The sequence below is a fragment of the Roseicyclus salinarum genome, from assembly GCF_029624655.1.
Lineage (GTDB): Bacteria > Pseudomonadota > Alphaproteobacteria > Rhodobacterales > Rhodobacteraceae > Roseibacterium > Roseibacterium salinarum.
On sequence record NZ_JARRSA010000030.1, the window covers coordinates 18,756 to 43,717 of the forward strand.

Annotated in this window: 22 protein-coding genes and 1 pseudogene; 9 read left to right on the forward strand and 14 right to left on the reverse strand. The window is 69.5% G+C overall.

Annotation, left to right across the window (positions count from 1 at the left end; all coding sequences use genetic code 11):
• Together P6F26_RS16190 and P6F26_RS16195 are read right to left on the reverse strand one after the other, a co-directional pair.
• Window positions 1–1,224, reverse strand: coding sequence for a tetratricopeptide repeat protein (locus P6F26_RS16190; RefSeq protein WP_278029741.1), 1,224 nt, complete (start codon window positions 1,222–1,224; stop codon window positions 1–3).
• Between the two features lie 119 nt (window positions 1,225–1,343).
• The gene (locus P6F26_RS16195; protein WP_278029742.1) at window positions 1,344–2,162 is read right to left on the reverse strand and encodes a sulfotransferase family protein; all 819 of its coding nucleotides are present in this window, start codon (window positions 2,160–2,162) and stop codon (window positions 1,344–1,346) included.
• Window positions 2,163–2,306: 144 nt separating this feature from the next.
• Between P6F26_RS16195 and P6F26_RS16200 the strand changes: the two genes are divergently transcribed.
• The 5 genes from P6F26_RS16200 to P6F26_RS16220 all read left to right on the forward strand — a co-directional run bounded on the left by P6F26_RS16200 (window position 2,307) and on the right by P6F26_RS16220 (window position 8,154).
• The gene (locus P6F26_RS16200) at window positions 2,307–3,884 is read left to right on the forward strand and encodes a DUF5928 domain-containing protein (protein ID WP_278029743.1); all 1,578 of its coding nucleotides are present in this window, start codon (window positions 2,307–2,309) and stop codon (window positions 3,882–3,884) included.
• A 15-nt stretch (window positions 3,885–3,899) separates the two neighbouring features.
• The gene (locus P6F26_RS16205; RefSeq protein ID WP_278029744.1) at window positions 3,900–4,283 is read left to right on the forward strand and encodes an HIT domain-containing protein; all 384 of its coding nucleotides are present in this window, start codon (window positions 3,900–3,902) and stop codon (window positions 4,281–4,283) included.
• Between the two features lie 178 nt (window positions 4,284–4,461).
• Window positions 4,462–4,665: a zinc-finger domain-containing protein gene (locus tag P6F26_RS16210; protein ID WP_278029745.1), complete on the forward strand. Its 204-nt coding sequence runs from the start codon at window positions 4,462–4,464 to the stop codon at window positions 4,663–4,665.
• A 76-nt stretch (window positions 4,666–4,741) separates the two neighbouring features.
• Window positions 4,742–7,567: a DNA polymerase I gene (gene polA, locus P6F26_RS16215; RefSeq protein ID WP_278029746.1), complete on the forward strand. Its 2,826-nt coding sequence runs from the start codon at window positions 4,742–4,744 to the stop codon at window positions 7,565–7,567.
• Window positions 7,564–8,154, forward strand: coding sequence for a pseudouridine synthase (locus P6F26_RS16220; RefSeq protein WP_278029747.1), 591 nt, complete (start codon window positions 7,564–7,566; stop codon window positions 8,152–8,154). The genes polA and P6F26_RS16220 overlap by 4 nt, the downstream gene beginning before the upstream one ends.
• A gap of 534 nt (window positions 8,155–8,688) precedes the next feature.
• Here the strand turns inward: P6F26_RS16220 and P6F26_RS16225 are convergent.
• From P6F26_RS16225 to P6F26_RS16245, 5 genes are all read right to left on the reverse strand, one after another.
• Window positions 8,689–10,014: a pyruvate dehydrogenase complex dihydrolipoamide acetyltransferase gene (locus P6F26_RS16225; RefSeq protein ID WP_278029748.1), complete on the reverse strand. Its 1,326-nt coding sequence runs from the start codon at window positions 10,012–10,014 to the stop codon at window positions 8,689–8,691.
• 30 nt (window positions 10,015–10,044) lie between these two features.
• Window positions 10,045–10,308 carry a hypothetical protein gene (locus P6F26_RS16230; RefSeq protein ID WP_278029749.1) on the reverse strand — a complete coding sequence of 88 codons (264 nt, stop codon included), beginning with the start codon at window positions 10,306–10,308 and terminating at the stop codon, window positions 10,045–10,047.
• Window positions 10,309–10,312: 4 nt separating this feature from the next.
• Window positions 10,313–11,704 (reverse strand): pyruvate dehydrogenase complex E1 component subunit beta, encoded by a 1,392-nt coding sequence (locus P6F26_RS16235; RefSeq protein ID WP_278029750.1) that lies wholly within the window; start codon window positions 11,702–11,704, stop codon window positions 10,313–10,315.
• Window positions 11,705–11,720: 16 nt separating this feature from the next.
• Entirely contained in the window at window positions 11,721–12,743 is a 1,023-nt protein-coding gene (gene pdhA, locus P6F26_RS16240; protein WP_278029751.1) for a pyruvate dehydrogenase (acetyl-transferring) E1 component subunit alpha, read from the reverse strand.
• A 141-nt stretch (window positions 12,744–12,884) separates the two neighbouring features.
• The gene (locus tag P6F26_RS16245) at window positions 12,885–13,178 is read right to left on the reverse strand and encodes an FtsB family cell division protein (RefSeq protein ID WP_278029752.1); all 294 of its coding nucleotides are present in this window, start codon (window positions 13,176–13,178) and stop codon (window positions 12,885–12,887) included.
• Window positions 13,179–13,310: 132 nt separating this feature from the next.
• Between P6F26_RS16245 and P6F26_RS16250 the strand changes: the two genes are divergently transcribed.
• Window positions 13,311–14,912 carry an acyl-CoA dehydrogenase family protein gene (locus P6F26_RS16250; RefSeq protein WP_278029753.1) on the forward strand — a complete coding sequence of 534 codons (1,602 nt, stop codon included), beginning with the start codon at window positions 13,311–13,313 and terminating at the stop codon, window positions 14,910–14,912.
• Here the strand turns inward: P6F26_RS16250 and P6F26_RS16255 are convergent.
• From P6F26_RS16255 to gap (P6F26_RS16280), 6 genes are all read right to left on the reverse strand, one after another.
• The gene (locus P6F26_RS16255) at window positions 14,905–15,789 is read right to left on the reverse strand and encodes a fructose bisphosphate aldolase (RefSeq protein ID WP_278029754.1); all 885 of its coding nucleotides are present in this window, start codon (window positions 15,787–15,789) and stop codon (window positions 14,905–14,907) included. The two genes, P6F26_RS16250 and P6F26_RS16255, sit on opposite strands and share 8 nt — an antisense overlap.
• 222 nt (window positions 15,790–16,011) lie before the next feature.
• Complete coding sequence (locus P6F26_RS16260; protein WP_278029755.1) at window positions 16,012–17,196, reverse strand: phosphoglycerate kinase; 1,185 nt, start codon at window positions 17,194–17,196, stop codon at window positions 16,012–16,014.
• A 168-nt stretch (window positions 17,197–17,364) separates the two neighbouring features.
• Window positions 17,365–18,369: a type I glyceraldehyde-3-phosphate dehydrogenase gene (gene gap, locus P6F26_RS16265; RefSeq protein ID WP_278029756.1), complete on the reverse strand. Its 1,005-nt coding sequence runs from the start codon at window positions 18,367–18,369 to the stop codon at window positions 17,365–17,367.
• A 163-nt stretch (window positions 18,370–18,532) separates the two neighbouring features.
• Entirely contained in the window at window positions 18,533–18,676 is a 144-nt protein-coding gene (locus P6F26_RS16270; RefSeq protein ID WP_278029757.1) for a glyceraldehyde-3-phosphate dehydrogenase, read from the reverse strand.
• 67 nt (window positions 18,677–18,743) lie between these two features.
• Window positions 18,744–19,229: a cupin domain-containing protein gene (locus tag P6F26_RS16275; protein ID WP_278029758.1), complete on the reverse strand. Its 486-nt coding sequence runs from the start codon at window positions 19,227–19,229 to the stop codon at window positions 18,744–18,746.
• 60 nt (window positions 19,230–19,289) lie between these two features.
• Window positions 19,290–20,294 carry a type I glyceraldehyde-3-phosphate dehydrogenase gene (gene gap / locus P6F26_RS16280; RefSeq protein ID WP_278029759.1) on the reverse strand — a complete coding sequence of 335 codons (1,005 nt, stop codon included), beginning with the start codon at window positions 20,292–20,294 and terminating at the stop codon, window positions 19,290–19,292.
• Between the two features lie 199 nt (window positions 20,295–20,493).
• Between gap (P6F26_RS16280) and P6F26_RS16285 the strand changes: the two genes are divergently transcribed.
• From P6F26_RS16285 to P6F26_RS16295, 3 genes and pseudogenes are all read left to right on the forward strand, one after another.
• Window positions 20,494–20,886 carry a DoxX family protein gene (locus tag P6F26_RS16285; RefSeq protein ID WP_278029760.1) on the forward strand — a complete coding sequence of 131 codons (393 nt, stop codon included), beginning with the start codon at window positions 20,494–20,496 and terminating at the stop codon, window positions 20,884–20,886.
• Between the two features lie 8 nt (window positions 20,887–20,894).
• Window positions 20,895–21,860: a DUF808 domain-containing protein gene (locus P6F26_RS16290; protein ID WP_278029761.1), complete on the forward strand. Its 966-nt coding sequence runs from the start codon at window positions 20,895–20,897 to the stop codon at window positions 21,858–21,860.
• 312 nt (window positions 21,861–22,172) lie between these two features.
• Window positions 22,173–22,367 (forward strand): annotated as a pseudogene (locus P6F26_RS16295) (DUF2267 domain-containing protein); the annotation flags it as partial.
• Window positions 22,368–22,546: 179 nt separating this feature from the next.
• Here the strand turns inward: P6F26_RS16295 and tkt are convergent.
• Window positions 22,547–24,562 carry a transketolase gene (gene tkt / locus P6F26_RS16300; RefSeq protein WP_278029763.1) on the reverse strand — a complete coding sequence of 672 codons (2,016 nt, stop codon included), beginning with the start codon at window positions 24,560–24,562 and terminating at the stop codon, window positions 22,547–22,549.
• Between the last annotated feature and the right edge of the window lie 400 nt (window positions 24,563–24,962).

The following is a 24,962-nucleotide window of genomic DNA, read 5'->3' on the forward strand; positions in this document are numbered from 1 at the left end:
TCAGAACTCCCAGCCAAGCTGCATCGACACGAGGGTCTCCTCGGTGCCGGTGCCGCCGTCGCGCCGCAGGTGGCTTGCGCGGGTCTCGATGAAAAGGTCGCGGCCCAGGTAGGACCTCAGGAACAGTCCGGCGGATCGCACGGTCTCATCCCGCTGCGTCGCGGCCTCGGTGATGTCGAACCAGTCGATGCCCGCAAAGGCGCCCGCCAGCCAGTTCCTGGCGTCGAGTGCGGCGGGCGCGGCGAAGGCGCGGACGTAATCGGCGCGCAGGCCGTGTCCGTCCTCCTCGCGGTCCTGCTCTTCCTCGCGGGAATAGGAGGCGGCCATGCGGAACTGCGCCTCGCGCGAGGGGCGGTAGGTCAGGCCGCCAACGGCATAGAGGAAATCCATCGTGTCGCCCGACGCGCGGCGCTCGCCCCGCCCGATCGAGGCGTCCGCGAAGCTGCTCCACTCGGCGCTGTAGGTGTTCTGGTAGGCGAGCCCGAGATAGACGGCGTCGAAATCCGATGCGGAAGCGTCAGGATAGCGCACGGCCTCGAGCTCGACATAGGGCTGAAGCCTCGGGCCGAAGGCCTCGCCGGCCAGCTTCAGCTCGGGGCCGGTGCGCAGCAGGATGCGCTGGCTGTCGTTGGTGTCGGCGCCCGCGCCCGCGCCGAGAACGAAGCTCGAGATGCCGATCTCCGTCACCCAGTCGGTTGCGTTCGCGTCGCCGAGGTCGATGCGCCAGTCGAGCTGCGCGGTCCCCAGGAATCCGGTCTCGCCCTCCGACGTGACCGCGCCCGCGGCAATGACGCCGCTCAGGCGGCTGGGGCGGTCCTGCTGCGCGGCGGCGGCGCGGTAGGCGTCGACCGCGCCCGCCTGCGCCGGCGTCAGCGCGCCCGACGCGGAGGCGATGTCGAAGTGGTAATTCGCGAGGGGGTAGTTGCCGAGGGCGTAATACGCCGTCGCAAGCTCGAGGCGCGCGCCGGCATTCTCGGGCTCGAGGTCGATCAGGCGCTCCAGGGTGGCGGCGGCCGCCTCGTAGTCGCGCATCTCGACAGAGAGGCGGGCGTATTCCTGCATCAGGGCCCGGTCGGACGGCGCATCGATCAGGGAGGCGAAGACGGCCGCGCGCCGTTCCGGCACCGAGCCTGCGTCCTGCGCCGAGGCCGTGGAGGCCGAGACGGCGAGGGCACCCGCGACGCCAAGCGCGCACAGCGCCTTCAAACCAGAACCAGCCTTCATTCAAGCCCCCGGATATCCGTGAATTTCCCCTAGGGAAACGTAGCTGCCGGACCCTTGCAAAGCAACAATGTTGACGCGTGAATCAATAGCGGCCCCGAAGTGCGGCACGGGTGACACGCTCAATCCCCGAGCTTCGCGTGCACCTCGTCGAGGTCGATCTCGCCCAGCGGCATCCTGTTTCCCGGACGCTCGAAATCGTAGCGGAAGAGATCGAAGTCGCTTTTGTATATCTCGTAGACGAGGTGCATCGACAGGTCGTCGAAGTAATCCTCCACGGGGTGTGCCCGTTTCGGGCCGTGGAGCGCGCTTTCGTTGAAGCGGGGGACCTGGGCAAGCGTCACGGGGTGGGGCAGCGCCACCGCGTCCAGCACCGACTGCATCCCCTCCTCGAAGCGCTCGGCCCAGAAGATCCTGTCGTAACGGCCCCCATTCGTCACGAAGGTCGAGACATGACCCGAGACGGACGACCAGTGGATGTCGGGGTCCATCGGCTTGCGCCACCGGATCGTGTCGCGTGCGAACAGCAGGAAGCGCCGGAAGCTCGCGATCTGGTCGAACTCCGCGCTTCCGTCCTCGCCGCCCACGTCGATCCCGTATTTCTGCACCAGCATGGGCACGAGGTTGCCGCGGTAGCGCCGCCCGTTGCGCTGGATGCCGCAGATCTTGTCGAAGAAGCTCGAGAGGATGCGGCTGTAGGGGTTGCGCACGCAGGTGAAGGCATAGGCGTCGCGCGCGCGCGCGCGCGCCTCGATGCGCGGCTGGCTGTGCTCGAAGGCCCATTTGTGGAGGCCCGTCTCGGCGTCGTGGATGTCTCCGTCGTAGAACGCGCCGTTGTCGCCGTAATGCATGATCTGGCCGATGGTCGAGCAGGCGCATTTGGGCACGACGCGGTAGATCATGGTTTCGCTCGTCGTCATCCAGGTTCCGGGAAACCCCATCGCGCCGCCTCGTGCCTCGTTGCATGCCCGCGCAGGATGCGGGGCCGCCGCGGCGGAGGGAAGCAAAGAAGTGATGTTTCTTCAATCGCGCTGCGCTATGGCTTGGGCTGCAAGGAAGCGGGCAGCGGCGCGAACCGATCGAGCATGGCAAAGATCGCCTTCATCCTCCTGTGCCACAAGGAGCCCGAGACCGTCGTGCGGCAGGCCGAGAGGCTGACGGCGAGCGGGGACGGCGTGGCGATCCACTACGACGCCCGCGCGCCCGCTGAAGATTTCGCGCGCCTCCGCGCGGCCCTCGGCGGCAACGCCCGTGTCGCCTTCGCCGCGCGCCGGGTGAAATGCGGCTGGGGCGAGTGGAGCCTCGTGCGCGCCACTCTGAACACGCTCGAGGCCGCCGCCGCGGCCTTTCCCGACGCCACGCATTTCTGCATGATCTCGGGCGATTGCGCGCCGGTGAAGTCGGCCGCCCACGCCCACGCCGTGCTGGACGCCGCCGACCGTGACCACATCGAAAGCTTCGATTTCTTCGCCTCGGACTGGATCCGCACGGGGCTGCGGCGCGAGCGGCTGGTCTATCGCCATGTCTTCAACGAACGCACGCACAAACGCCTGTTCCACGCCTCGATGGACCTCCAGCGCCGCCTCCGGCTGGAGCGGCGCATCCCTGCCGACCTTCAGGTGATGATCGGCAGCCAGTGGTGGTGCCTGCGCCGGGCCACCGTCGAGGCGATCATGACCTTCATCGCCGCGCGCCCCGACGTGGTGCGCTTCTTCCGCACGACGTGGATCCCCGACGAGACTTTCTTCCAGACGCTGGTGCGCCACCTCGTGCCCGACGCCGAGATCGAGAACCGCTCGCCGACCTTCAAGCTGTTCAGCGACTACGGGATGCCCGTGACGTTCCACAACGACCAGTACGACTTTCTCCTCGCGCAGGACCACCTGTTCGCACGAAAGATCAGCCCCGGCGCCACGGTGCTGCGGGAGCGGCTGGGCGCGTTGTGGACATCGGGACGCATGGATGTCGCGGCGGGCACGGAAGGGGCGCAGCTCTACCGCTACCTGACCGGGCGGGGGCGGGGCGGCCGGCGCTTCGGCGCGCGCTTCTGGGAGCGGGAGGGCACGCTGGGGGCCGAGCGCGAGCTGGTCATGATCGTCTGCAAGAAATGGCAGGTGGGCAAGCGCCTGATGCACGCGGTCGAGGACACCCTGGGCATCCCGGGCGCGGAATACGTCTTCGACGACGCGACATGCCCGCTGCCGGACCTTGGCGGGACCGAGCGGACGCTGGAGAAGCGCAACCGCCACCGCCGCGCGTTCCTGCGGCTTCTCTACGACCGTCACGGCACCGACCGGATGGTGATCTGCCTCGATCCCGAGAATGTCGGACTGATCGCCGACTTCATGTCCGACAGGGCGAGGACGCGCCTTCTGGAGGTGCACTGCGCCCATGACGACCGCTATCTCGTCGGCCACGCGCGGCGCGCGGGCCTCGTCACCTCGGCCACGCCGCAGGAGGTGATCGCCCGGATGCTGCCCACGCTCCGCCAGGAGTTCGAGGACCACGCGACCCGCATCCGCGAGGCGGGCTTCCCCAACCACTGGCGCCTGCGCGAGCAGGCCTCGGCGGCCGAGAACGCGGCCGTCCTGTCGGAGGTCTTCGACATCGGCGCCGAGACCGGCCATACCCTCGCCGAGACACCGCACCTGTTCGCAGACTGAAGGAGCCGAGCGACCATGCCCTATCACTACGACGACCAGAACATCTTCGCGAAGATCCTGCGCGGCGAGATCCCGAACTCGACCGTCATCGAAACCGAGCACACGCTCGCCTTCAACGACATCCGCCCGCAGGCGCCGGTCCACGTGCTGGTGATCCCGAAGGGCGCCTACGTCACCTTCGACCATTTCGCCGCCGAGGCGAGCGAGGCGGAGATCGTCGATTTCCACCGCGTGGCGGCGCGTATCGTGGCCGAGGCGGGCATCGGGCCGGGCGCGGGCGGGGCGGGCTACCGGACCCTGTCGAACGCGGGCGAGGACGCGGTGCAGGAGGTGCCGCACTACCATCTCCACATCCTTGCAGGGCGGCCCCTTGGCCGGATGCTGCAGCCCGCGCGCTGAACCGGCGGGCGTCCGCGCGGGGACGCAGCCCGTGTCATTTGCGTATTTGGGGAAAGATGAAGGGAGGAGGGCGCGCGAGGCCCGAGGGCGTGGCGCGGATTGCGTGGCGCCCGCCCTTGCCCGGTGCGCGCCAACCTGCCATATCGGCGGACGAGCACCGACCGAGGACGAGCGCAAGATGCCGATAGACCCGCCCGAAACCGAGATCGTGACACAGTGGCGCGTCGCCTGCGACGGCGGCGAGGGCGCGCTGGGCCATCCGCGCGTCTGGCTGTCGATCGACCGCGACCTGGGCTACGTGGAATGCGGCTATTGCGACAAGAAGTTCGTCCATGCCGACTTCGCCGGAACAGCAGCCGGAAAGGACGCCGGGCGCGCCTGAGGGCGCCGGGTAAAAGGCCTGTCGCTCCCGCGCCGCCGGCGCGCCGGAGGCGGGTCGGGAAATCGCGGAGGGGCACATGACCGGCGAGACGGCGGCATTCGGCAAGGGGCATCACCTGCACCTCGTGGACGGGTCCGCGTTCATCTTCCGCGCCTACCACGCCCTGCCGCCGCTGACGCGCAAGTCCGACGGGTTGCCGATCGGGGCCGTGGCGGGCTTCTGCAACATGATCCACCGGATGATCGAGGCCAATACCGGCCCCGACGCGCCGACGCACGCCGCCGTCGTCTTCGACAAGGGCAGCCATACGTTCCGCAACGACCTTTACGATCTCTACAAGGCCAACCGCGACGCGATGCCCGAGGACCTGCGCCCTCAGATCCCGCTGACGCGCGAGGCGACGCGGGCGTTCAACCTCGCGTGCCTCGAACTGGAGAACTACGAGGCCGACGACATCATCGCCACGCTCGCGCGGCAGGCGCGCGAGGCGGGCGGGCGCGTGACGATCATCTCGTCGGACAAGGATCTGATGCAGCTGGTGGGCGGCGGCGTCGAGATGTACGACGCGATGAAGAACCTGCGCATCGACGCCGAGGGCGTGGAGGCCAAGTTCGGCGTCGGGCCGGACCGGGTGGTGGACGTGCAGGCGCTGGCCGGCGACAGCGTCGACAACATCCCCGGAGCGCCCGGGATCGGGGTGAAGACCGCGGCGCTGCTGATCAACGAGTTCGGCGACCTCGAGACGTTGCTGGAGCGCGCAGGCGAGATCAGGCAGCCCAAGCGCCGGCAGACGCTGATCGATAATGCCGAGCAGATCCGCATGTCCAAGCGCCTCGTGACGCTGGACGACCGGGTGCCGATGACGGAGACGCTCGAGGACCTGGAGGTGCGCGCGCCGGACCCCGAGACGCTGCTGGCGTTCCTGTCGGAGATGGAGTTCCGCACGCTCAGCCGCCGGATCGCGGGCGAACTGGGCGTCGAGGCGCCGGCGATCCCCGAGGCCGCGCCCGAGACGGCCCCCGATGGCGGGGGCGTCGAGGCTGCGCCCGAGTTTCCGCCGATCGACACGGAGAGCTACGAGATCGTCCGCGACATCGAGGCGCTGCGTCCCTGGCTCGACGCGGCGCGGGCGCGGGGCGTGGTGGCCTTCGACACCGAGACGACCTCGCTTGACGAGATGACCTGCGAGCTCGTGGGCGTGTCGCTGGCGATCGAGCCCGGGCGCGCCTGCTACATCCCGCTGGGGCACAAGGGCGAGGGCGGAGACGGCCTTTTCGCCGACAACGCGCTGGCCGAGGGGCAGATGCCGATGGCCGACTGTCTCGCCGCGCTGAAGCCGGTGCTGGAGGACGACGCGATCCTGAAGATCGCGCAGAACGCGAAATACGACGTGAAGGTCCTGTCGCGCCACGGCATCGACGTGACGCCCGTGGACGACACGATGCTGATGTCCTACGCGATGAACGCGGGGCTCCACGGGCATGGCATGGACACGCTGGCCGAGCGCTACCTGTCCCATTCCTGCATCCCGATCAAGGAGCTGATCGGCTCGGGCAAGGCGCAGGTCAGCTTCGACCGCGTCGAGATCGCGCGCGCCGGACCCTACGCCGCCGAGGATGCCGACGTCACCCTGCGCCTGTGGCACCTCTTCAAGCCGCAGCTGCACCGCGCGCACGTCACCACCGTCTACGAGACGCTGGAGCGGCCGATGGTGCCGGTGCTCGCGCGGATGGAGCGGGCGGGGGTCAAGGTCGACCGCGACACGCTTTCGCGCATGTCCAACGCCTTCGCGCAGAAGATGGCGGCGCTGGAGGCCGAGATCCACGAGCTTGCCGGGGAAAGCTTCAACGTGGGCTCGCCCGCGCAGCTGGGCGAGATCCTGTTCGAGAAGATGGGCCTGGACGGCGGCAAGAAGGGCAAGACCGGCAAGTATTCCACGCCCGCCGACGTGCTCGAAGACCTCGCCACCGTCCATGATCTGCCCGCGCGCGTCCTCGACTGGCGGCAGCTGTCCAAGCTGAAGTCGACCTATACCGACGCGCTGCAGGACCATATCGACCCCGACACGGGCCGCGTGCACACGTCCTATTCCATCGCGGGGGCCAATACCGGGCGGCTCGCCTCGACCGATCCGAACCTGCAGAACATCCCCGTGCGCAGCGAGGAGGGGCGGCGCATCCGCGAGGCCTTCGTGGCCGGCAAGGGCCGCGTTCTGGTATCGCTCGACTACAGCCAGATCGAACTGCGCATCCTGGCCCACATTGCCGGGATCGAGGCGCTGAAACAGGCCTTCCGCGAGGGGCAGGACATCCACGCCGCGACCGCCTCGGAGATGTTCGGCGTGCCGCTCGACCAGATGACGCCCGACGTGCGGCGGCAGGCCAAGGCGATCAACTTCGGGGTCATCTACGGGATCTCGGGGTTCGGGCTCGCGCGGAACCTGCGCATTCCCAGGGCCGAGGCGCAGGGCTTCATCGACCGCTATTTCGAACGCTTCCCCGGCATCCGCGACTACATGGACGAGACCAAGGCCTTCGCGAAGGAGCACGGCCACGTCAGGACGCTGTTCGGGCGCAAGATCCACACGCCCGAGATCAACGCCAAGGGGCCGACCGCGGGGTTCGCGCAGCGCGCGGCGATCAACGCGCCGATACAAGGCACCGCCGCAGACGTGATCCGCCGCGCGATGATCCGCATGGAGGCCGCGATCGAGGGGCTGCCCGCGACCATGCTTCTGCAGGTGCATGACGAGCTTCTGTTCGAGGTGGACGAGGGCGCGGCCGGCGACCTGATCGCGCGGGCGCGCGACGTCATGGAGGGCGCGGCGCATCCGGCGGTCCACCTCTCGGTGCCGCTCGTGGTCGATGCGGGGCAGGGGGCGAACTGGGCGGAGGCGCATTGAGCCGGCCCCGCCCCCGCGCCCGCCGCCCGCAGCAGGCCACGCGCCTCGTCGCGTTCAACAAGCCCATGAACGTTCTCAGCCAGTTCACCGACGACGGGACGTGGCCCGGTCTGGGACGCTTCCTCGACATGCCCGGGATGTATCCGGCCGGGCGGCTCGACCGCGACAGCGAGGGGCTCTTGCTGCTGACGAACGATGGCGGGCTTCAGGCACGGATCACCTCGCCCAGGGCGCAGACGCCCAAGACATACTTCGCCCTCGTGGAGGGTGTGCCGACGGCCGAGGCGCTTGGCGCCCTGCGCGCGGGCGTGACGTTGAACGACGGGCCGACGCGGCCCGCCGAGGTCGAGGCGGTGCCCGAGCCGGGCTGGCTCTGGCCGCGCGACCCGCCGGTGCGGTTCCGCAAGTCCGTGCCCGAGGCATGGCTGCGCCTCACCATCACCGAGGGGCGCAACCGGCAGGTGCGGCGCATGTGCGCCCATGTCGGCCTGCCGGTCCTGCGCCTGATCCGCTGGTCGGTGGGGGCGCATGACGTGGGCGGCCTCGCCCCCGGCGCGTGGCGGGACGTAACCGTCGGAGGCCCGTGACGAAACCTTGCAGGCCGGTCCGGCACCCCACCCCCGCGCGACAGGCACGTTGAGGATCCATGTCCACGTTTCTTCAAGGATGGGCCGAGGCTGGCGCATGCCGCCATGCATCGCGGCGGTCTTCCTTCCCGGGCTGATCGCCGCCGCGCTCGTGCCGCACTGCGGCTTCGACCGGCCAGGCATCGCGCCCGAACCGCCGCAGAAGGGGCTGCCCGCGCCCGAGGGCCGTCTTGCCCCCGAAGACACGTTCTGGCTCAACGCGGGCTTCCCGGCGCTGACGGCGGCGTTCGCCTGGATGGCGCGGCCGTCCCGCTGGACACGACCGGGGCACGACCGCGGCAAGGGCGGGGCGCGCTTGCCCGCGTGCCGACGTGGCTGGCGCTGGCCTCGTATGCGTGGCTCGGCGCGGGGCTGGTCCTGTGGGGTGCGGGGGCCACGGGCCGAGGCTCGGCCCGAAACGGAGAACGGGGCCGCAGCTTTCGCGCGGCCCCGCAGGTGCGCGCCGCCCATCCTCCCGGGCGGCGCTGTCGGGCTTCAGGCGAGCATGACCATCGGGTTCTCGAGATTGTCCGCGATCGCCTTGAGCAGTTCCGCCCCGAGCGCGCCGTCGATGACCCGGTGATCGACGCTCAGCGTGACCGACATCACCGTCGCCACGGTCAGTTCGCCGTCCTCGCCCACCACGGGCTTCTTCACGCCCGCGCCGACGGCGAGGATCGCGCCGTGGGGCGGGTTGATGACGGCGTCGAAGTTGTCGATGCCATACATCCCGAGGTTCGAGATCGCGAAGGAGCCGCCGACGTATTCATGCGGCGCGAGCTTGCGGTCGCGGGCGCGGGTGGCGAGGTCCTTCATCTCGGCCGACAGCGCCGAAAGGGATTTCTGGTGCGCGTCCTTCAGAACGGGCGTGAAGAGCCCGCCGTCGACGGCCACGGCGACCGCCACGTCCGAGGGCTTCAGCCGCAGCATCCGGTCGCCCGCCCAGACGGCGTTGGCGTCCGGGACGGCCTGAAGGGCGTTCGCGCAGGCCTTGATGATGAAGTCGTTGACCGAAAGCTTCACGCCGCGGCCCTCGAGTTGCCTGTTGAGCTGCGAGCGGAACTTCAAAAGCGCGTCGAGGCGGATGTCGCGGCGCAGGTAGAAGTGCGGGATGGTCTGCTTGGCCTCGGTGAGACGCGCGGCCACGGTGCGGCGCATCCCGTCGAGCTTGACCTCCTCGTAGTCGCGGCCCTCGTACATCTTCGTGACCTGCTCCGCGCCCATGCCCGCGGGCATCGCGGGCTTGGCGCCGGCCGTCGCGGCGGCGGGCGCGTCGGCGGCCTCGGGGGCCTTCGCGGCGGCGGGCCGGGCCTCGGCCGTCTCGACATCCGCCTTCACGATGCGGCCATGCGGCCCCGAGCCCTTGATCGCCGAAAGGTCGATGCCCTTGTCCTTGGCGATGCGGCGGGCGAGCGGCGAGGCGAAGATGCGGCCACCGTCCTGCGAGACCGGCGCGGCCGGAGTGGGCGTGGCCGCCGTCGCGGCGGCGGCGGGCGTCGGCGCGGGGGCCGGGGCCTCGGCCGGTTTCGGCGCGTCCTCGGCCTTCGCCGCCGGGGCGTCGATGTCCTCCGCGCTTTCGCCTTCCTCCAGCAGGATCGCGATCGGCGCGTTGACCTTCACGCCCTCGCTTCCCTCCGGCACGAGGATCTTGCCGATGGTGCCTTCGTCCACGGCCTCGAATTCCATCGTGGCCTTGTCGGTCTCGATCTCGGCGAGGATGTCGCCTGCCGAGACGGTGTCGCCTTCCTTCACCAGCCACTTGGCCAGCGTTCCATCCTCCATCGTGGGGCTCAGCGCGGGCATCAGGATCTCGGTGGGCATCGTCGGGGCTCTCCCTTGTCTCTCGCCGCGTCAGTCGCGCGCGGGCTCGAGCGTGATCTGGTCGAAGGGCGCCCGCGGACGGGCGCCGGAATGAAGCGTGCGGACTGCATGGACGAGCGCGTTGGCGCGCGTCTCGATCCAGTCGTAGGCGGCCTGGTGCGGAACCCTCCGCTCCGTCCCGTGCTCGGCCGACAGAAGCGCCTCGGTCACCAGTGCCACGACCTCGGATCCCTCGATCCGAAGGCCGACGCGGTAGGCGTCCGAAGCGGTCGTCTTGCCGAGCACGCGCATCATGGGCTCAACCCTTGTAGGTCACGGCCTTGACCGCCTCGATCACCTCGGCGGTCGAGGTCAGCGCAAGCTTCTCGAGGTTGGCCGCGTAGGGCATCGGCACGTCCTTGCCGGTGCAGTTCAGCACGGGCGCGTCGAGGTAATCGAAGGCGTGCGTCATGATGTAGGCCGACAGGTGGTTGCCGATCGAGCAGACCGGGAAGCCTTCCTCGACGGTCACGCAGCGGTTGGTCTTCTGCACGCTTGCAATCACCGTGTCGTAGTCGAGCGGGCGCAACGTGCGCAGGTCGATCACCTCGGCGTCGATGCCGTCCTCGGCCAGCTTCTCGGCGGCTTCGAGGGCGTAGGTCATGCCGATGCCGAAGCTCACGATGGTCACGTCCGTGCCTTCGCGCCAGATCCGCGCCTTGCCGAAGGGGATCGTCAGGTCGTCGACCTGCGGCACGTCGAACGAGCGGCCATAGAGGATCTCGTTCTCGAGGAAGATCACAGGGTTCGGATCGCGGATCGCCGTCTTCAGAAGGCCCTTGGCGTCGGCGGCCGAGTAGGGCTGCACGACCTTGAGGCCGGGCACCGACGAGAACCATGCGGCGTAGTCCTGGCTGTGCTGCGCGCCCACGCGGGCGGCCGCGCCGTTGGGGCCGCGGAAGACCATCGGCGCGCCCATCTGGCCGCCCGACATATAGAGCGTCTTGGCGGCCGAGTTGACGATGTGGTCCATCGCCTGCATCGCGAAGTTGAAGGTCATGAACTCGACGATGGGGCGCAGCCCGCCGAAAGCCGCGCCGACGCCGAGGCCCGCGAAGCCGTGCTCGGTGATCGGCGTGTCGATCACGCGACGCGCGCCGAACTCGTCGAGCAGCCCCTGCGTGACCTTGTAGGCGCCCTGGTATTCGGCGACCTCCTCGCCCATGACGAAGACGCTGTCGTCGCGGCGCATCTCTTCGGCCATGGCGTCGCGAAGCGCCTCGCGGACGGTCATCTTCTTCATCTCGGCGTCCGCCGGCCAGTCGGGCGATGCGTTCGACGTCACCGGCTGCGGGGCAGGGGCCGCGGTGGCGGGCGCGGGGTTCGCGCGGCCCTCCGACGTCTCGAGCGCCACGGGCGCGGGGGCCGCAGCGCCCGCGCTGTCGCCGGCGTCCTCGGGCACGTCCTCGCCTTCCTCCACCAGCACGGCGATGGGGCTGTTGACCTTCACGCCCTCGGTCCCTTCGGCCACGAGGATCTTGCCGATCACGCCTTCATCGACCGCTTCGAATTCCATCGTGGCCTTGTCGGTCTCGATCTCGGCGAGGATGTCGCCAGCCGATACGGTATCGCCCTCCTTGACCAGCCACTTGGACAGCGTGCCGTCCTCCATGGTCGGGGAAAGTGCGGGCATCAGGATTTCGGTTGCCATCTGTCGTCGTCCCCCTTCAGGCGTCCTGCGGCGCCACGTCGGCGTAGATGTCTGTCCAGAGCTCCTCGAGCGCGGGCTCGGGGCTTTCCTTGGCGAAGTCGGCGGAGGCGTTCACCACGTCCTTGATCTCCTTGTCGATCTTCTTGAGATCGTCCTCGGTGGCGTGCTTGCCGGTCAGCAGAAGCTGGCGCACGTTCTCGATCGCGTCGCGCTTCTCGCGCATCTCCTGCACTTCCTCGCGGGTGCGGTATTTCGCGGGGTCGGACATGGAGTGGCCGCGGTAGCGGTATGTCATGACCTCGAGGATGTAGGGGCCCTTGCCCGCGCGGCAGTGCGCGACGGCCTTCTCGCCCGCTTCCTTGACGGCCAGCACGTCCATGCCGTCCACGGCCTCGCCCGCGATGCCGTAGGCCGCGCCGCGTTCCCAGAAGTCCGGCGATTTCGTCGCGCGCTTCACGCTCGTGCCCATCGCGTACTGGTTGTTCTCGATGACGAAGATGCAGGGCAGATCCCAGAGCTGCGCCATGTTGTAGGTCTCGGCGACCTGGCCCTGGTTGGCCGCGCCGTCGCCGAAATAGGTGAAGGTCACGCGGTCGTTGCCGAGATACTTGTCCGCGAAGGCGAGGCCCGCGCCGATCGGCACCTGCGCCGCGACGATGCCGTGCCCGCCGTAGAAGTCCTTCTCCTTCGAGAACATGTGCATCGAGCCGCCCTTGCCCTTGGAATAGCCGCCCTCGCGGCCCGTGAGCTCGGCCATGACGCCGTTGGGGTCCATGCCGCAGGCCAGCATGTGGCCGTGGTCGCGGTAGGAGGTGACGCGCTTGTCGCCCTCTTCGGCGGCGGCCTCGAGGCCAACCACGACGGCCTCCTGCCCGATGTACAGGTGGCAGAAGCCCCCGATCAGGCCCATACCGTAAAGCTGGCCCGCCTTTTCCTCGAATCGGCGGATCAGAAGCATGTCGCGGTAGTAGGCTTTCAGCTCGTCAGCCGAGACGTTCGGCTTGTCTGCTGATTTCGAAGCGGTTTTCCGGGTCGCCATCTGGGTAAGGTCCTCCCCGCCAGAGCAGATAGTTTAACGTTGAACTATCATTACCAAAGGCGAAGCGTCATGACACCCCCAGAATGAACGGATAAGGTGACGCAGGGGAAAAGGCGCCGATGACGGCGTGTCCAGAGCCTGTCAGGGAAGGACGATCTCGTCGGGCCGGACGTATCCCAGGACGTCGCGCGCGCGCTCGTCCAGGAGGTCTAGGTCGAGGAAATCGTCCGACAGCCGCCGCGTCAGGATCTCCATCCGGGCGGCCTGTGTCTCCAGGCGCGCAAGCTCCAGCGTCAGCCGCTCGGCCTCGGCTTCGATCTGGATGCGGCGGAACAGGCCGTAATTTCCCTGCACGGCGGTGAAGGTGAAATACGCGCCGACGAGCACGAGGACGACGGTGATGCCCAGCCCGGTGAAGGAGATGTTGCGAAACATTGCCGCTGCCTCATGTGCCGGACGCCTCTGACGGGCGTCTCGCGGCCGAGATTCGCACAGTGCGGCGCAAATGGGAATCCCCCGTGACGCATCGATTCGCGATCCGTATCCTGAGATGCGGGAGGTGTTGCAATGAAGCCCGAAAGCGACCTCGGCAGCCACGAGGTGACGAACCAGCCGCCGCCCAGGGGCGACCGCGACCTGTGGCAGGAGGATCCGGTCCTGCGGACCCATGCCGCCGGCGCGGATGTCGGTGGCCTCGCCCGCAAGCTCGGTTCGCTCGAGGCGGCCGGGTGGGGACGGGAGGCCAATCGCCGCCTGCCGGAGCTTCGCCTTTTCGACGCGGGCGGGCGCAGGCTCGACGAGGTCGTCTTTTCGGACGCCTATCACCGCCTCATGACGCTGGGCCTCGAGGCGGGATACGCTTCGGGTCCGTGGACCGGCGGCAGCCACCTGACGCACGCCGCGACCGTCTACCTGATGAGCCAGGTGGAACCCGGCTCCTGCTGCCCGATGACGATGACCTACGCCGCCGTGCCCGCGCTGCAGGCCGCGGCGCCCAGCCTTGCGGAGGTGTGGGTTCCGAAGCTGACGGCGGCCGCATACGATCCCGCGGTGGCGCCCCTGTCGGCGAAGCGCGCCGCGACCCTCGGCATGGCGATGACCGAGAAGCAGGGCGGCTCGGACGTGCGCTCGAACGCGACGCGGGCCGAGCGGGAGGGCGAGGCGTGGCGCCTCATGGGCCACAAATGGTTCTGTTCCGCGCCGATGTCGGACGGGTTCCTGACGCTGGCGAGGACGGAGGCGGGCGTGAGCTGCTTTCTCGTTCCGCGCTGGCTCGAGGACGGGACGCGCAACGCCGTCCGCCTGCAGCGGCTTAAGGACAAGCTCGGCAATCGCGCCAACGCCTCGGCGGAGATCGAGTATCACGGCGCGCGCGCGCATCTCGTGGGCGAGGAGGGGCGCGGCATTCCCGCGATCATGGCCATGGTCCACCACACGCGGCTCGACACCGGCCTCGCGCCCGCGGGCCTGATGCGCGCCGCGCTCGACCACCTGTCGCACTGGGTGCTGCACCGCACGGCCTTCCAGCGCCGCCTCGCCGACCAGCCCCTAATGCGCGCGCTCCTCGCCGATCTCGTCCTCGATTGGGAGGGCGCGACCGCGCTCGGCTTCCACGTCGCGCGCGCCTTCGACGATCCGGCCCGCGCGCCCTTCGCCCGGATCGCCGTCGCGCTGGCGAAATACGTCAACAACAAGCTCGCGCCGCGCGTCGTCGTGGAGGCGATGGAGGGCCTCGGCGGCATGGGTTACGTCGAGGACACGCCCCTGCCGATGCTCTACCGCGAGGCGCCGCTGAACGGCATCTGGGAGGGGTCGGGCAACGTCATCTGCCTCGACATCCTGCGCACGCTGGCGCGCGAGCCCGAGGCGGGCGGCCAGCTGGCGGCCGAACTCGATGCCGCGATCGGCGCGGACCGGCGCTACGACGCGGCGCTCGAGGCGCATCGCGCCCGCTGGCCCAGAGCGCCCCGCGAGGCCGAGGCGCGCTGGTTCGCCGAGCGCCTCGCGCTTCTTCTGGCGGCCTCGGTCCTGCTCCGCCACGCGCCCGCCGCCGTGGCCGAGGCATTCGTGGCCACGCGCCTCGCGGGCGATCGCGGCCAGGTCGCGGGCAGCATCGCCCCCGCCGACGCGGCCCCGATCCTCGCGCGCCTCGGCCCCGGCTTCAGGTGATCGAGGCCTCGTAGATGGACTCGATCGCGTCGGCGATGACCGCGTTGAAGTCCTCGTCGGATTGCTGCGCGGTCAGGCCCTCGGTCAGGGCGCGGCTGAAGCTTGCGATCATGCCGTGGTTTTCGGCCAGCTTCGCGTTCGCCTCGGCGCGCGAATACCCGCCCGACAGCGCCACGACCCGCAGGACCATGGGGTGCTCGATCAGCGGCCGGTAGAAGTCGGCCTTCGTGGGCAGCGTCACCTTCAGCATCACCGGCGTGTCCAGTCCGTCGAGATGCCGCAGGATCGACGCCAGCAGCATGTCCTCGGCCGCCGCCTTGTCGGCGATGCTGATCGTGACCTCGGGCTCGAGGATCGGCACGAGACCCTTGGCCAGCACCTGCCGCCCCAGATCGAACTGCTGCGCCACGATGGCCTCGATGCCGGCCGCGTTCGCCGCCGAGATGACCGAGCGTTCCTTGGTGCCGAAGACGCCGTGCGCGACCGCCCGGTCGAGCAGGTCGTCGAGGCCGGGGATGGGCTTCATCAGCTGGACGCCGTCGGCCTCGGCCTCAAGCCCCTTGTCGATCTTCAGGAACGGCACGACGCCGCGTTCTTCCCAGAGGAACTTCGCCGAAGGAATGCCCGCGATGTCGCGGTCCATGGTGTTCTCGAACAGGATCGCGCCGATCACCCGGTCGCCGGTGAAGGCGGGCGCGGTGGCGATGCGGGTGCGCATCTCGTGGATCAGGCCGAACATCTCCTCGTCGGTGGCGTAGGCGTCTTCGCCGATCCCGTAGAGTTTCAGCGCCTTGGGCGTGGAGCCGCCCGACTGGTCCAGCGCGGCGATGAAGCCCTTTCCGGTCCTCATCTGGTCCCGCATCGCGTCCTGCGTCATGAAAAATCCCCTGTGTTTGCCCGAATGCGCTTCGGCGCGAAGGAATAGGGGCAGGTCCCGGCGCTGTCCATCATGGTGGCGCAAACATCGGCCGGGGAACGTCCAGGTGCGCGCGGGTGGTGTGTCGCGGCGCGTCGTGTCGCCCCGTGTCGCCCCGTGTCGCCCCGTGTCGTGTCGTGTCGCGCCGCTCGGGGCCGGCAGGCGCGCGCCCGCCGCCACCGCCTAGGCCGATTGTTCCAGCGCGGCGACCCCCGGAAGTGTCTTGCCCTCCATCCATTCCAGGAAGGCGCCGCCCGCGGTCGAGACGTAGCTGAACCGCCCGGCCGCGCCCGCCCGGTTGAGCGCCGCGACCGTGTCGCCCCCGCCCGCGACCGACACCAGTTCGCCCGCCGCGCTGCGCGTCGCGGCATGTTCCGCCGCGGCGTTGGTGGCCGCGTCGAAGGGCGGGATCTCGAAGGCGCCGAGGGGGCCGTTCCAGATCAGCGTGCGCGCCCGGTCGATCGCCTCGCGGATGCGCGCGACGCTCTCGGGCCCGGCATCGAGGATCATGGTCCCCGCCGGCACCGCCGTCGCCGCGACCGTTGTGTTGGGCGCATGGGCCGCGAAATCCTCGGCCACGACGACATCGGTGGGCAGGATGATCTCGCAGCCCGCCGTCTCTGCCCGCGCCAGGATCTCGCGCGCGGTCTCGCCGAGGTCGTGCTCGCACAGCGACCTGCCCACGTCGACGCCCTGCGCGGCGAGAAACGTGTTGGCCATACCGCCACCGATGACCAGCATGTCGACCTTGCCCGTCAGGTTCGCCAGAAGCTCCAGCTTGGTCGAGACCTTCGCGCCCCCCACGACCGCGAGGACGGGGCGTTCGGGATTGCTCAGCGCGGCCTCCAGCGCCTTCAGCTCGGCCTCCATCAGACGCCCGGCGCAGGCCGGCAGGACATGCGCGAGGCCCTCGGTGGTGGCATGGGCCCGGTGTGCCGCCGAGAAGGCGTCGTTGCAGTAGATATCGCCAAGCGCGGCATAGCTCCGCGCCAGTTCGGGGTCGTTCTTCTCCTCGCCTGGATCGAACCGCGTGTTCTCCAGAAGCGCGACGCTCCCCGCGGGCAGGTCCTCGAGCGTCTTGCGTCCGGGCGCCTCTAGGAACGCCACGTTCCGCCCGAGCGCGGCCTCCAGCGCGGGCACGACCTGCCGCAGCGACATCGAGGGGTCGGCCTTGCCCTTGGGTCGCCCGAAATGCGCCAGCAGGACCGGCGTGCCGCCCGCGGCGAGAATGTCGTTCACGGTGGGCACGATGCGCTCGATCCGCGTCGCGTCCGTCACCCGCCCGTCCTCGACCGGCACGTTGATGTCCACGCGCGTCAGCACGATCTTCCCGGCCAGGTCCATCTGGTCCAGCGTCTTCCAGCTCATAGCGGCCTCCAAGGCTTGCCCGCCGCGGCGGGATGGCGGCGCACCCGCCGCCGGCAAAGGGGTCTCATGCCTCCGCAGTGCGTATTTTCGGAAAGATGAAGACGGGGGACGGCCCCCCTGCCTGCGCCTTCATCTTCTTCAAATACGCACGTCCCGGCCCGACGCCCGTTACAGGTACTTGCCCATTTCGACGGCGGTGTCGGCCATCCGGTTGGAGAAGCCCCATTCGTTGTCGTACCACGTCAGGATGCGGCACATGTTGCCGTCCATGACCTTGGTCTGGTCGGTGTGGAAGATCGACGAGTGGGGGTCGTGGTTGAAGTCCATCGAGACGAGATGCTCGTCGGTAAAGCCGAGGATGCCCTTCAGCGGGCCCGATCCGGCCGCCGCGCGGATCGCGGCGTTGATCTCGTCGACGGAGGTGTCGCGCGCGGCCTCGAAGGTCAGGTCGACGACCGAGACGTTGGGCGTGGGCACGCGGATCGCGACGCCGTCGAGCTTGCCGTTCAGCTCCGGCAGCACGAGGCCCACGGCGCGCGCGGCGCCCGTGGAGGTCGGGATCATCGACATCGCGGCGGCGCGCGCGCGGTAAAGGTCCTTGTGCATCGTGTCGAGCGTCGGCTGGTCGCCGGTGTAGGAGTGGATCGTCGTCATGAAGCCGCGGTTGATGCCGATGGCCCCGTTCAGCACATGCGCCACCGGCGCGAGGCAGTTGGTCGTGCACGAGGCGTTCGAGACGACGAGATCCTCGGCGGTGAGCGTGCCGTGGTTCACGCCGTAGACGATGGTCTTGTCGGCGCCCTTGGAGGGCGCTGACACCAGCACGCGGCTCGCGCCGTTCTCGAGGTGGACCTTCGCCTTCTCCTTGTCGGTGAAGATGCCGGTGCATTCCAGCACGATGTCGACGTCTGCCCAGGGAAGCTCCTTGGGATCGCGCATCGCCGTGACCTCGATCGGGCCGCGGCCCACGTCGATGCCGGTGTTCGTGACCTTCACCTCGGCGGGAAATCGGCCGTGGACGCTGTCGTAGCGCAGGAGGTGCGCGTTGGTCTCCACGGGGCCGAGATCGTTGATCGCCACCACCTCTATGTCGGTGCGCCCCGACTCGATGATGGCGCGCAGGACGTTGCGCCCGATGCGTCCGAATCCGTTGATCGCAACCTTGACAGCCATGTTTCCTCCGATCCTCGACGGGCCCGTGCCCGCCAATGTTACCGCTAACGCGGCTTGCTTCGCGCGGTTTAGCGCCGCGCCTGCGCTTGTGCAAACGACAATGGGATGACGCCGTCGCGGACACAACCCCGCAGGCCGGGCCCCGGGTCCCGCCGCCGCGGTCTCAGCGCCAGAAGGCCATCCATTCGATCACCCGCGCGAGCCTGAGGGCGAGGAAGAACAGGACCTGCCCGTCGTTCAGCGCCAGGTCCGCGAGCGCGCCCGCCAGAAGGATCGCGGCCAGCCAGGCCGCCACCGTGTTGGTCATGTCGCGCCGCCGCTCTCTTCCGCCCGCCTCGCGTCAGCGTGGCACGGCGCGCCGCTGCCTGCCATGGCTATTTCTTCTGTCCCAGGACCGGATGGGCGATGTCGGCGTGGTCCACGAGGTCGGGCGCGAGGCCCGCCTGCCGATAGATCCGCTTGCCGAGCCGCGCATAGTCCGCCACGTCGTGGTCGAGGCGCTGACCCGCCACGATCAGGCGCAGGGTATCCGCGCCGGTGTTCACGATCGTGTGCGCGTGTCCGCCCTTGCGGTAGCCGATGAAGTCGCCCGGTCCGATCGCGTGTTCCTCGTCGCCGATCAGGGCGGTGGCGCGCCCCGCCAGCACGAAGACGCATTCGTCCTCGTGATGGTGGACGTGATACTCGGTCGTCTCTGCGCCGGGCTCGACCTCGATGATGTGGAAGCCGAGGCCGGTCAGCCCGGTGGCATCGCCCAGCGACTTGTTGATCCGCCGCGCGTGGGGATTCAGGAAGTGCGTCTTTGCGAGCCCCGGCATCGCCGCGATCTCGTCCGCGCGGATCAGGTAGGTGTCGGTCATGGGGGAGCCTCCGGGCGGTTGCGGCCCGAGGTTCCCCCATCGGCGCGCGGGGCGCAAGGCTCAGTGCAGGAGGCGGCCCATCGCGGCCGAGACGTCAGCCATCCGCGCCGAGAACCCCCACTCGTTGTCGTACCATGCAAGCACGCGCACGGTGCGCCCGCCCACGACCTTGGTCTGGTCGGGCGCGAAGATCGAGGAATGGGTCGTGTGGTTGAAGTCGATCGAGACCTTGGGCGCTGGATCGTAGGCCAGCACCGAGCCCATGTGGCCCGAGGCCGCCTCGCGCACGATCTCGTTCACGTCCTCGACCGTCACGTCGCGGCCCGCCTCGAAGGTCAGGTCCACCGCCGAGACGTTGGGCGTCGGCACCCGCAGCGCGGTGCCGTCGAGCCTGCCCTCCAGTTCGGGCAGGACGTCCTTCAGCGCCTTCGCGGCGCCCGTAGAGGTCGGGATCATGGCCATGGCGGCGGCGCGGGCGCGGTAGAGGTCGTCGTGGCGGCGGTCGAGCGTGGGCTGGTCGCCGGTATAGCTGTGGATCGTCGTCATGATGCCGCGCTCGATGCCGATGGCGTCGTTCAGCACCTTGGCGAGCGGCGCGAGGCAGTTCGTGGTGCAAGATCCGTTCGAGACGACGTGGTGCGTCTCCAGAAGCTCGCGGTGGTTCACGCCGTAGACGACCGTCTTGTCGGCGTTCCTCGCCGGCGCCGAGACCAGCACGCGCCGCGCGCCGCGTGTGAGGTGCACGGCGGCGGCCTCGCGGGAGTTGAACTTGCCGGTGCATTCGAGGACCACGTCGCAGCCCTCCCAGTCGAGCTCGGCGGGATCGTAGGTCGAGAACACCTTCATCGGGCCGCGGCCGAGGTCCATCGTGTCGCCCGAGACGCGCACCTCCGAGCCGAAGCGGCCATGGACGCTGTCGTAGCGCAGGAGATGGGCATTGGTCTCGATCGGGCCGGTGGCGTTGACTTTCACGACCTGCACGTCGTTGCGCGCAGCCTCGGTGATGTGCGCAAGCGTGCAGCGGCCAATGCGTCCGAAACCGTTGATGCCCAGTGTGATCGTCATGAAACCCTGCCTTTCCGGAACTCCCGCGCGTCGCGGCTCTGTGCCATCGGCATACGTGCGCATACCGGCGGGGCCAAGGCGAAAGGCGGGCAATTTCCGTATGTTAGCGTAACCGGTAGCGGAAACACGCGAAGTTTGCGCTAACGGCGGGAGGGCACTGGGGGCTTGCCGGGCCGCGTCGCGGGCTAGGTCTGGCGGCATGGCACGGACATTCGACGACATCGCCGTTCTCGTGGGGCGCATCCTGATCGCCGCGCTTTTCCTGGGCGGGGCGGTGCAGAAGGCGGCCGATCCGGCACCGGTCATGGGCCTCCTTGCAAGGGTCGGCCTGCCGGGCGTACTGGTCTGGCCCGCGATGGTCTTCGGCGCGGTCCTCGGCGTGGCGCTCGTGGCGGGCGTGGCCGTGCGCGCGGCCGCGCTTGCCCTCGCTGCCTATTGCGCGGTCACGAGCGCCTTCCACTTCATCCCCGAGGACGCGTGGCAGATGACGATCTTCGTCAAGAACTGGGCGATCGCGGGCGGCTGCCTCGTGCTGGCCGCGCACGGGCCGGGACGCTATTCTGTCGGGACGGTGCGGGCGGACAGGGAGTGAGCACGGCGATGAGCGGACTTCTGGCGCTTCTGGACGACGTGGCGGCCATCGCGAAGGTGGCGGCCGCCTCGGTCGATGACGTGATCGGGCAGGCCTCCAAAGCGGGGGCCAAGGCCGCGGGCGCGGTGATCGACGACGCGGCGGTGACGCCGAAGTATGTCCACGGCTTCACGGCCGAGCGCGAATTGCCCATCGTCTGGAAGATCGCGCGCGGGTCGGTCTTCAACAAGCTCGTGATCCTGCTGCCTGCCGCGCTGCTGCTGTCGGCCTTCGCGCCGTGGGCGATCGCGCCGCTTCTGATGCTGGGAGGCGCCTACCTTTGCTTCGAGGGGGCGGAGAAGGTCGCGCACTGGATTTCGCCCGCCACCCATGACGTGGAGGAGGCGACGAAAAAGAAGATGTCGGCCGAGGACAGCGCGCACCTGGAGGAGCAGAAGGTCAGGGGCGCGATCAAGACCGACTTCATCCTGTCGGCCGAGATCATGACCATCGCGCTGGCGCAGATGGATCCGGGCTCGATCCTGTTCACGGCGGCGGCGCTCGCGGTGGTGGGCGTGGGGATCACGGTGGTCGTCTACGGATCGGTCGCCGTCATCGTGAAGGCCGACGACGTGGGCCTGCACCTCGCCGCCGAAGGGCGCACCGCGGCGGGCCGGGCCATCGGGCGCGGCATCGTCCGGGGGATGCCGGGCTTCATGCGCGCGCTCACCTTCGTGGGCACGCTCGCCATGCTTTGGGTCGGCGGGTCGATCATCGTCCATTCGCTGGCCGAGACCGGCTGGCACTGGCCCGAGGACGCCATCGACGCGGCCGCCCACCTCGCCGTGGGGGCGGGCGGCTTCGCGGTCTGGCTGGCGAAGGCGGTCATCGACGGCATCCTCGGCCTTGCGATCGGCACGGCCCTGATCCCGGTGGCGGCCCGCGTCATCGCGCCGGTCCTGCGCGCGGCGGGCCTCGGCGGCACGCTGCACTGAGCGCGGGGCCCGGGCGAGATCCGGGGGAAGGGGATGGCGCGGGACGCGGCGCCGGCAAGAAGGGACGCCGCGCGCCGTCACGGGAGGCCCGATCATGCGCGCGCTTGGCCCGAGGATCATCGACGAAAGCGTGCAGACGCCAGGATCTGGAACCACGAGCTGGCCGAGCGCACCGGCTGGGACGACAAGCGCCGCGCCGACCGGCTGCTGCGCGCGTGCCGCACGATTGGCACGACCACCTGCGCCCGGACGAGGCGGCGCAGCTGCCGCGTCTGATCCGCGGCACCTCCCGTCCACGATCCGTCGAAGGCGCACATGGTCGAACGCAGCCGCGAAGGCTTCGTCGAGATCGTCCAGCGGGCATTCCGCACCGACCCGACGGGTGACGCGGAGGAGACCATCGGCGCGGTCTTCGCCATGCTCGACACCAATGTCTCGGAGGGTGAGATGACGCAGCTGCGCGAGACGTTCAACACGACCGTCCGGGCGCTTTTCGCGAGGGCCTGAGGGGCCCCGCCATCCATCGCCGCCCGTCGGCGGCCGCCGGTGGAGGCGCGGCCTCGGGCCCCCGTTCCGGGAGCCGCTCGGCCGCGCCTCGCGCGTGGCGCGCGCCTTTTCTTTTGCGCTCCGCGCGGGAGTTTATTGCAAGGATGAAGGAGGGGGGCTCGGGCGCCCCCGTCCATGCCTCAGAGAACCGATTTCGCCTTCTCGGCCACCGCCTCGGCGGTGATGCCGAAGTGCGCGTAGAGCTCGTCCTCGGGCGCCGACGCGCCGAAGCCGTGCATCCCCACGAAGCCGCCCTTCTCGCGCCGACCGCGCTCGCCGTAGAGCCAGCGGTCCCAGCCGAAGCGGATCGCGGCCTCGACCGCCACGCGCACCGGACCGGCGGGCAGGACGCGCTTGCGGTAGGCCTCGTCCTGATCCTCGAAAAGCTCCCAGCAGGGCATGGAGACGACGCGCGTGCCGATGCCCTCGGCCTGCAGCAGGTCGCGCGCGGCCATCGCGATCGCGACCTCCGAGCCCGTGGCCATCAGGATCGCCTGGCGCTTGCCGTCGGCATCCGCGAGGATATAGCCGCCCTGCGCGGTGAGGTTGCGCGTCTTGTGCTCGGTGCGCACGGTCGGCAGGTTCTGCCGGCTGAGCGCGAGGACCGAGGGTGTGGCGGATTGCGACAGCGCTATTTCCCAGGCCTCGGCGGTCTCGACCGCGTCGGCGGGACGGAAGACCAGCATGTTGGGCGTCGCGCGCAGCATCGCGAGATGCTCCACCGGCTGGTGCGTCGGGCCGTCCTCGCCGAGGCCGATGGAGTCGTGCGTCATGACATACTGCACCGGCACGCCCATCAGCGCCGAAAGACGCATCGCGGGGCGGGCGTAGTCGGCGAAGCACATGAAGGTGCCGCCGTAGGGCCTGACGCCGCCATGCAGCGCGAGGCCGTTCATCGCCGCCGCCATGCCGTGCTCGCGGATGCCGTAGTAGACGTAGCGCCCCTTGCGGTTGCCGGGCTCGAAGACGCCGAGGTCGGCGGTCTTGGTGTTGTTCGATCCCGTCAGGTCGGCCGAGCCGCCCATCGTCTCGGGCAGGACAGGGTTGATCACCTCGAGCGCCATCTCCGAGGCCTTGCGGGTCGCGACCTTGGGTTGCGCTTCGGACAGCTGCTTCTTCAGCGCGCGCACGGTCGAGGCGAGCTTCCTGGGCACCTCGCCCGCGAAGGCGCGGGTGAACTCGGCCTGCTTGCCGTCCGACAGGAGGGCGAAGCGCGTCTCCCATTCCTCGCGCGCCGCGCGGCCGCGGGCGCCGATGGCCTCCCACTCGGCCTTGATGTCGGCGGGGATCTCGAAGGGCCCGTGCGTCCAGCCGTAGGCGGCCTTGGTGTCTGAGATGAGCGTCGGGTCGGTCAGCGCGCCGTGCCCCTTGGAGGTGTCCTGAGCGCTGCTGCCGAGGGCGATGTGCGTGCGGCAGGCGATCATGGCGGGGCGGGGGCTCGCCTTGGCCGCGGAGAGCGCGCGGTCGATATCCTCGGGATCGTGGCCGTCGCAGTCGAAGACGTCCCAGCCCGACGCGGCGAAGCGCGCCATCTGGTCGGTGCGGTCGGACAGCGCCACCTTGCCGTCGATGGTGATGCCGTTGTTGTCCCACATCACGACGAGGCGCGACAGTTCCTGCCGTCCGGCCAGCGCGATCGCCTCCTGGCTCACGCCTTCCATCAGGCAGCCGTCGCCGGCGATGACGAAGGTGTGGTGGTCGATGACCTTCGGCCCCCACTTGGCGCGCAGGAATTCCTCGGCCATGGCGAAGCCGACGGCGTTGGCGAGGCCCTGGCCCAGGGGCCCCGTCGTCGTCTCGATCCCCTTGGCGTGGCCGTATTCCGGGTGCCCGGCGGTGATCGAGCCCAGCTGCCGGAACGCCTTGATCTGCTCCAGCGTCATGTCGGGCGAGCCGGTGAGATAGAGCAGCGCGTAGAGCAGCATGGACCCGTGGCCCGCCGAAAGGATGAAGCGGTCGCGGTTCGGCCAGTCGGGCGCCGAGGCGTCGAAGGTCATGTGCCTGTCGAACAGGACGGTGGCGACATCGGCCATCCCCATCGGCATCCCCGAATGGCCGGAATTGGCCGCGGCCACGGCGTCGAGGGTCAGCGCGCGGATCGGCGTGGCGCGGCGCCAATGGTCGGGGTGGGTCTTGGCGAGGGCGGCGATGTCCATCGAGTGCGGTCCTTCGACTGGCTTGGCGGAGTGCGGTGCCCTCGGTCCGGTCGCATCCGCGCGGCGGGGCAGGTTCGCGCGTGATAGCAGGTGGCGGGCGGAGTGCAAGCGCCGCGCACCCCGCTCCGGATGCGCGATGTTCGGCCGCCGGGGGCGGAAAAACTTGCAAATCCTGCCCAATTGCGATTCCGTGGCGGCGGGCGGCGCGCTGCGTTCGCCCCGTTCGGGGCCTTCGTCCAAGACCGCAAAGGCGGGACGGGCTCCGGGGCGCGCGGGAGGACATCCGCGCGTCACATCTGAGCAGGACCGGGACGACACAGGACCATGGGCGACAGCGCTGAATTCGAGAAACTGAGTGCGCTCGAGACGAGGCTCGCCGCCGCGCTCGACCGTATCGCGA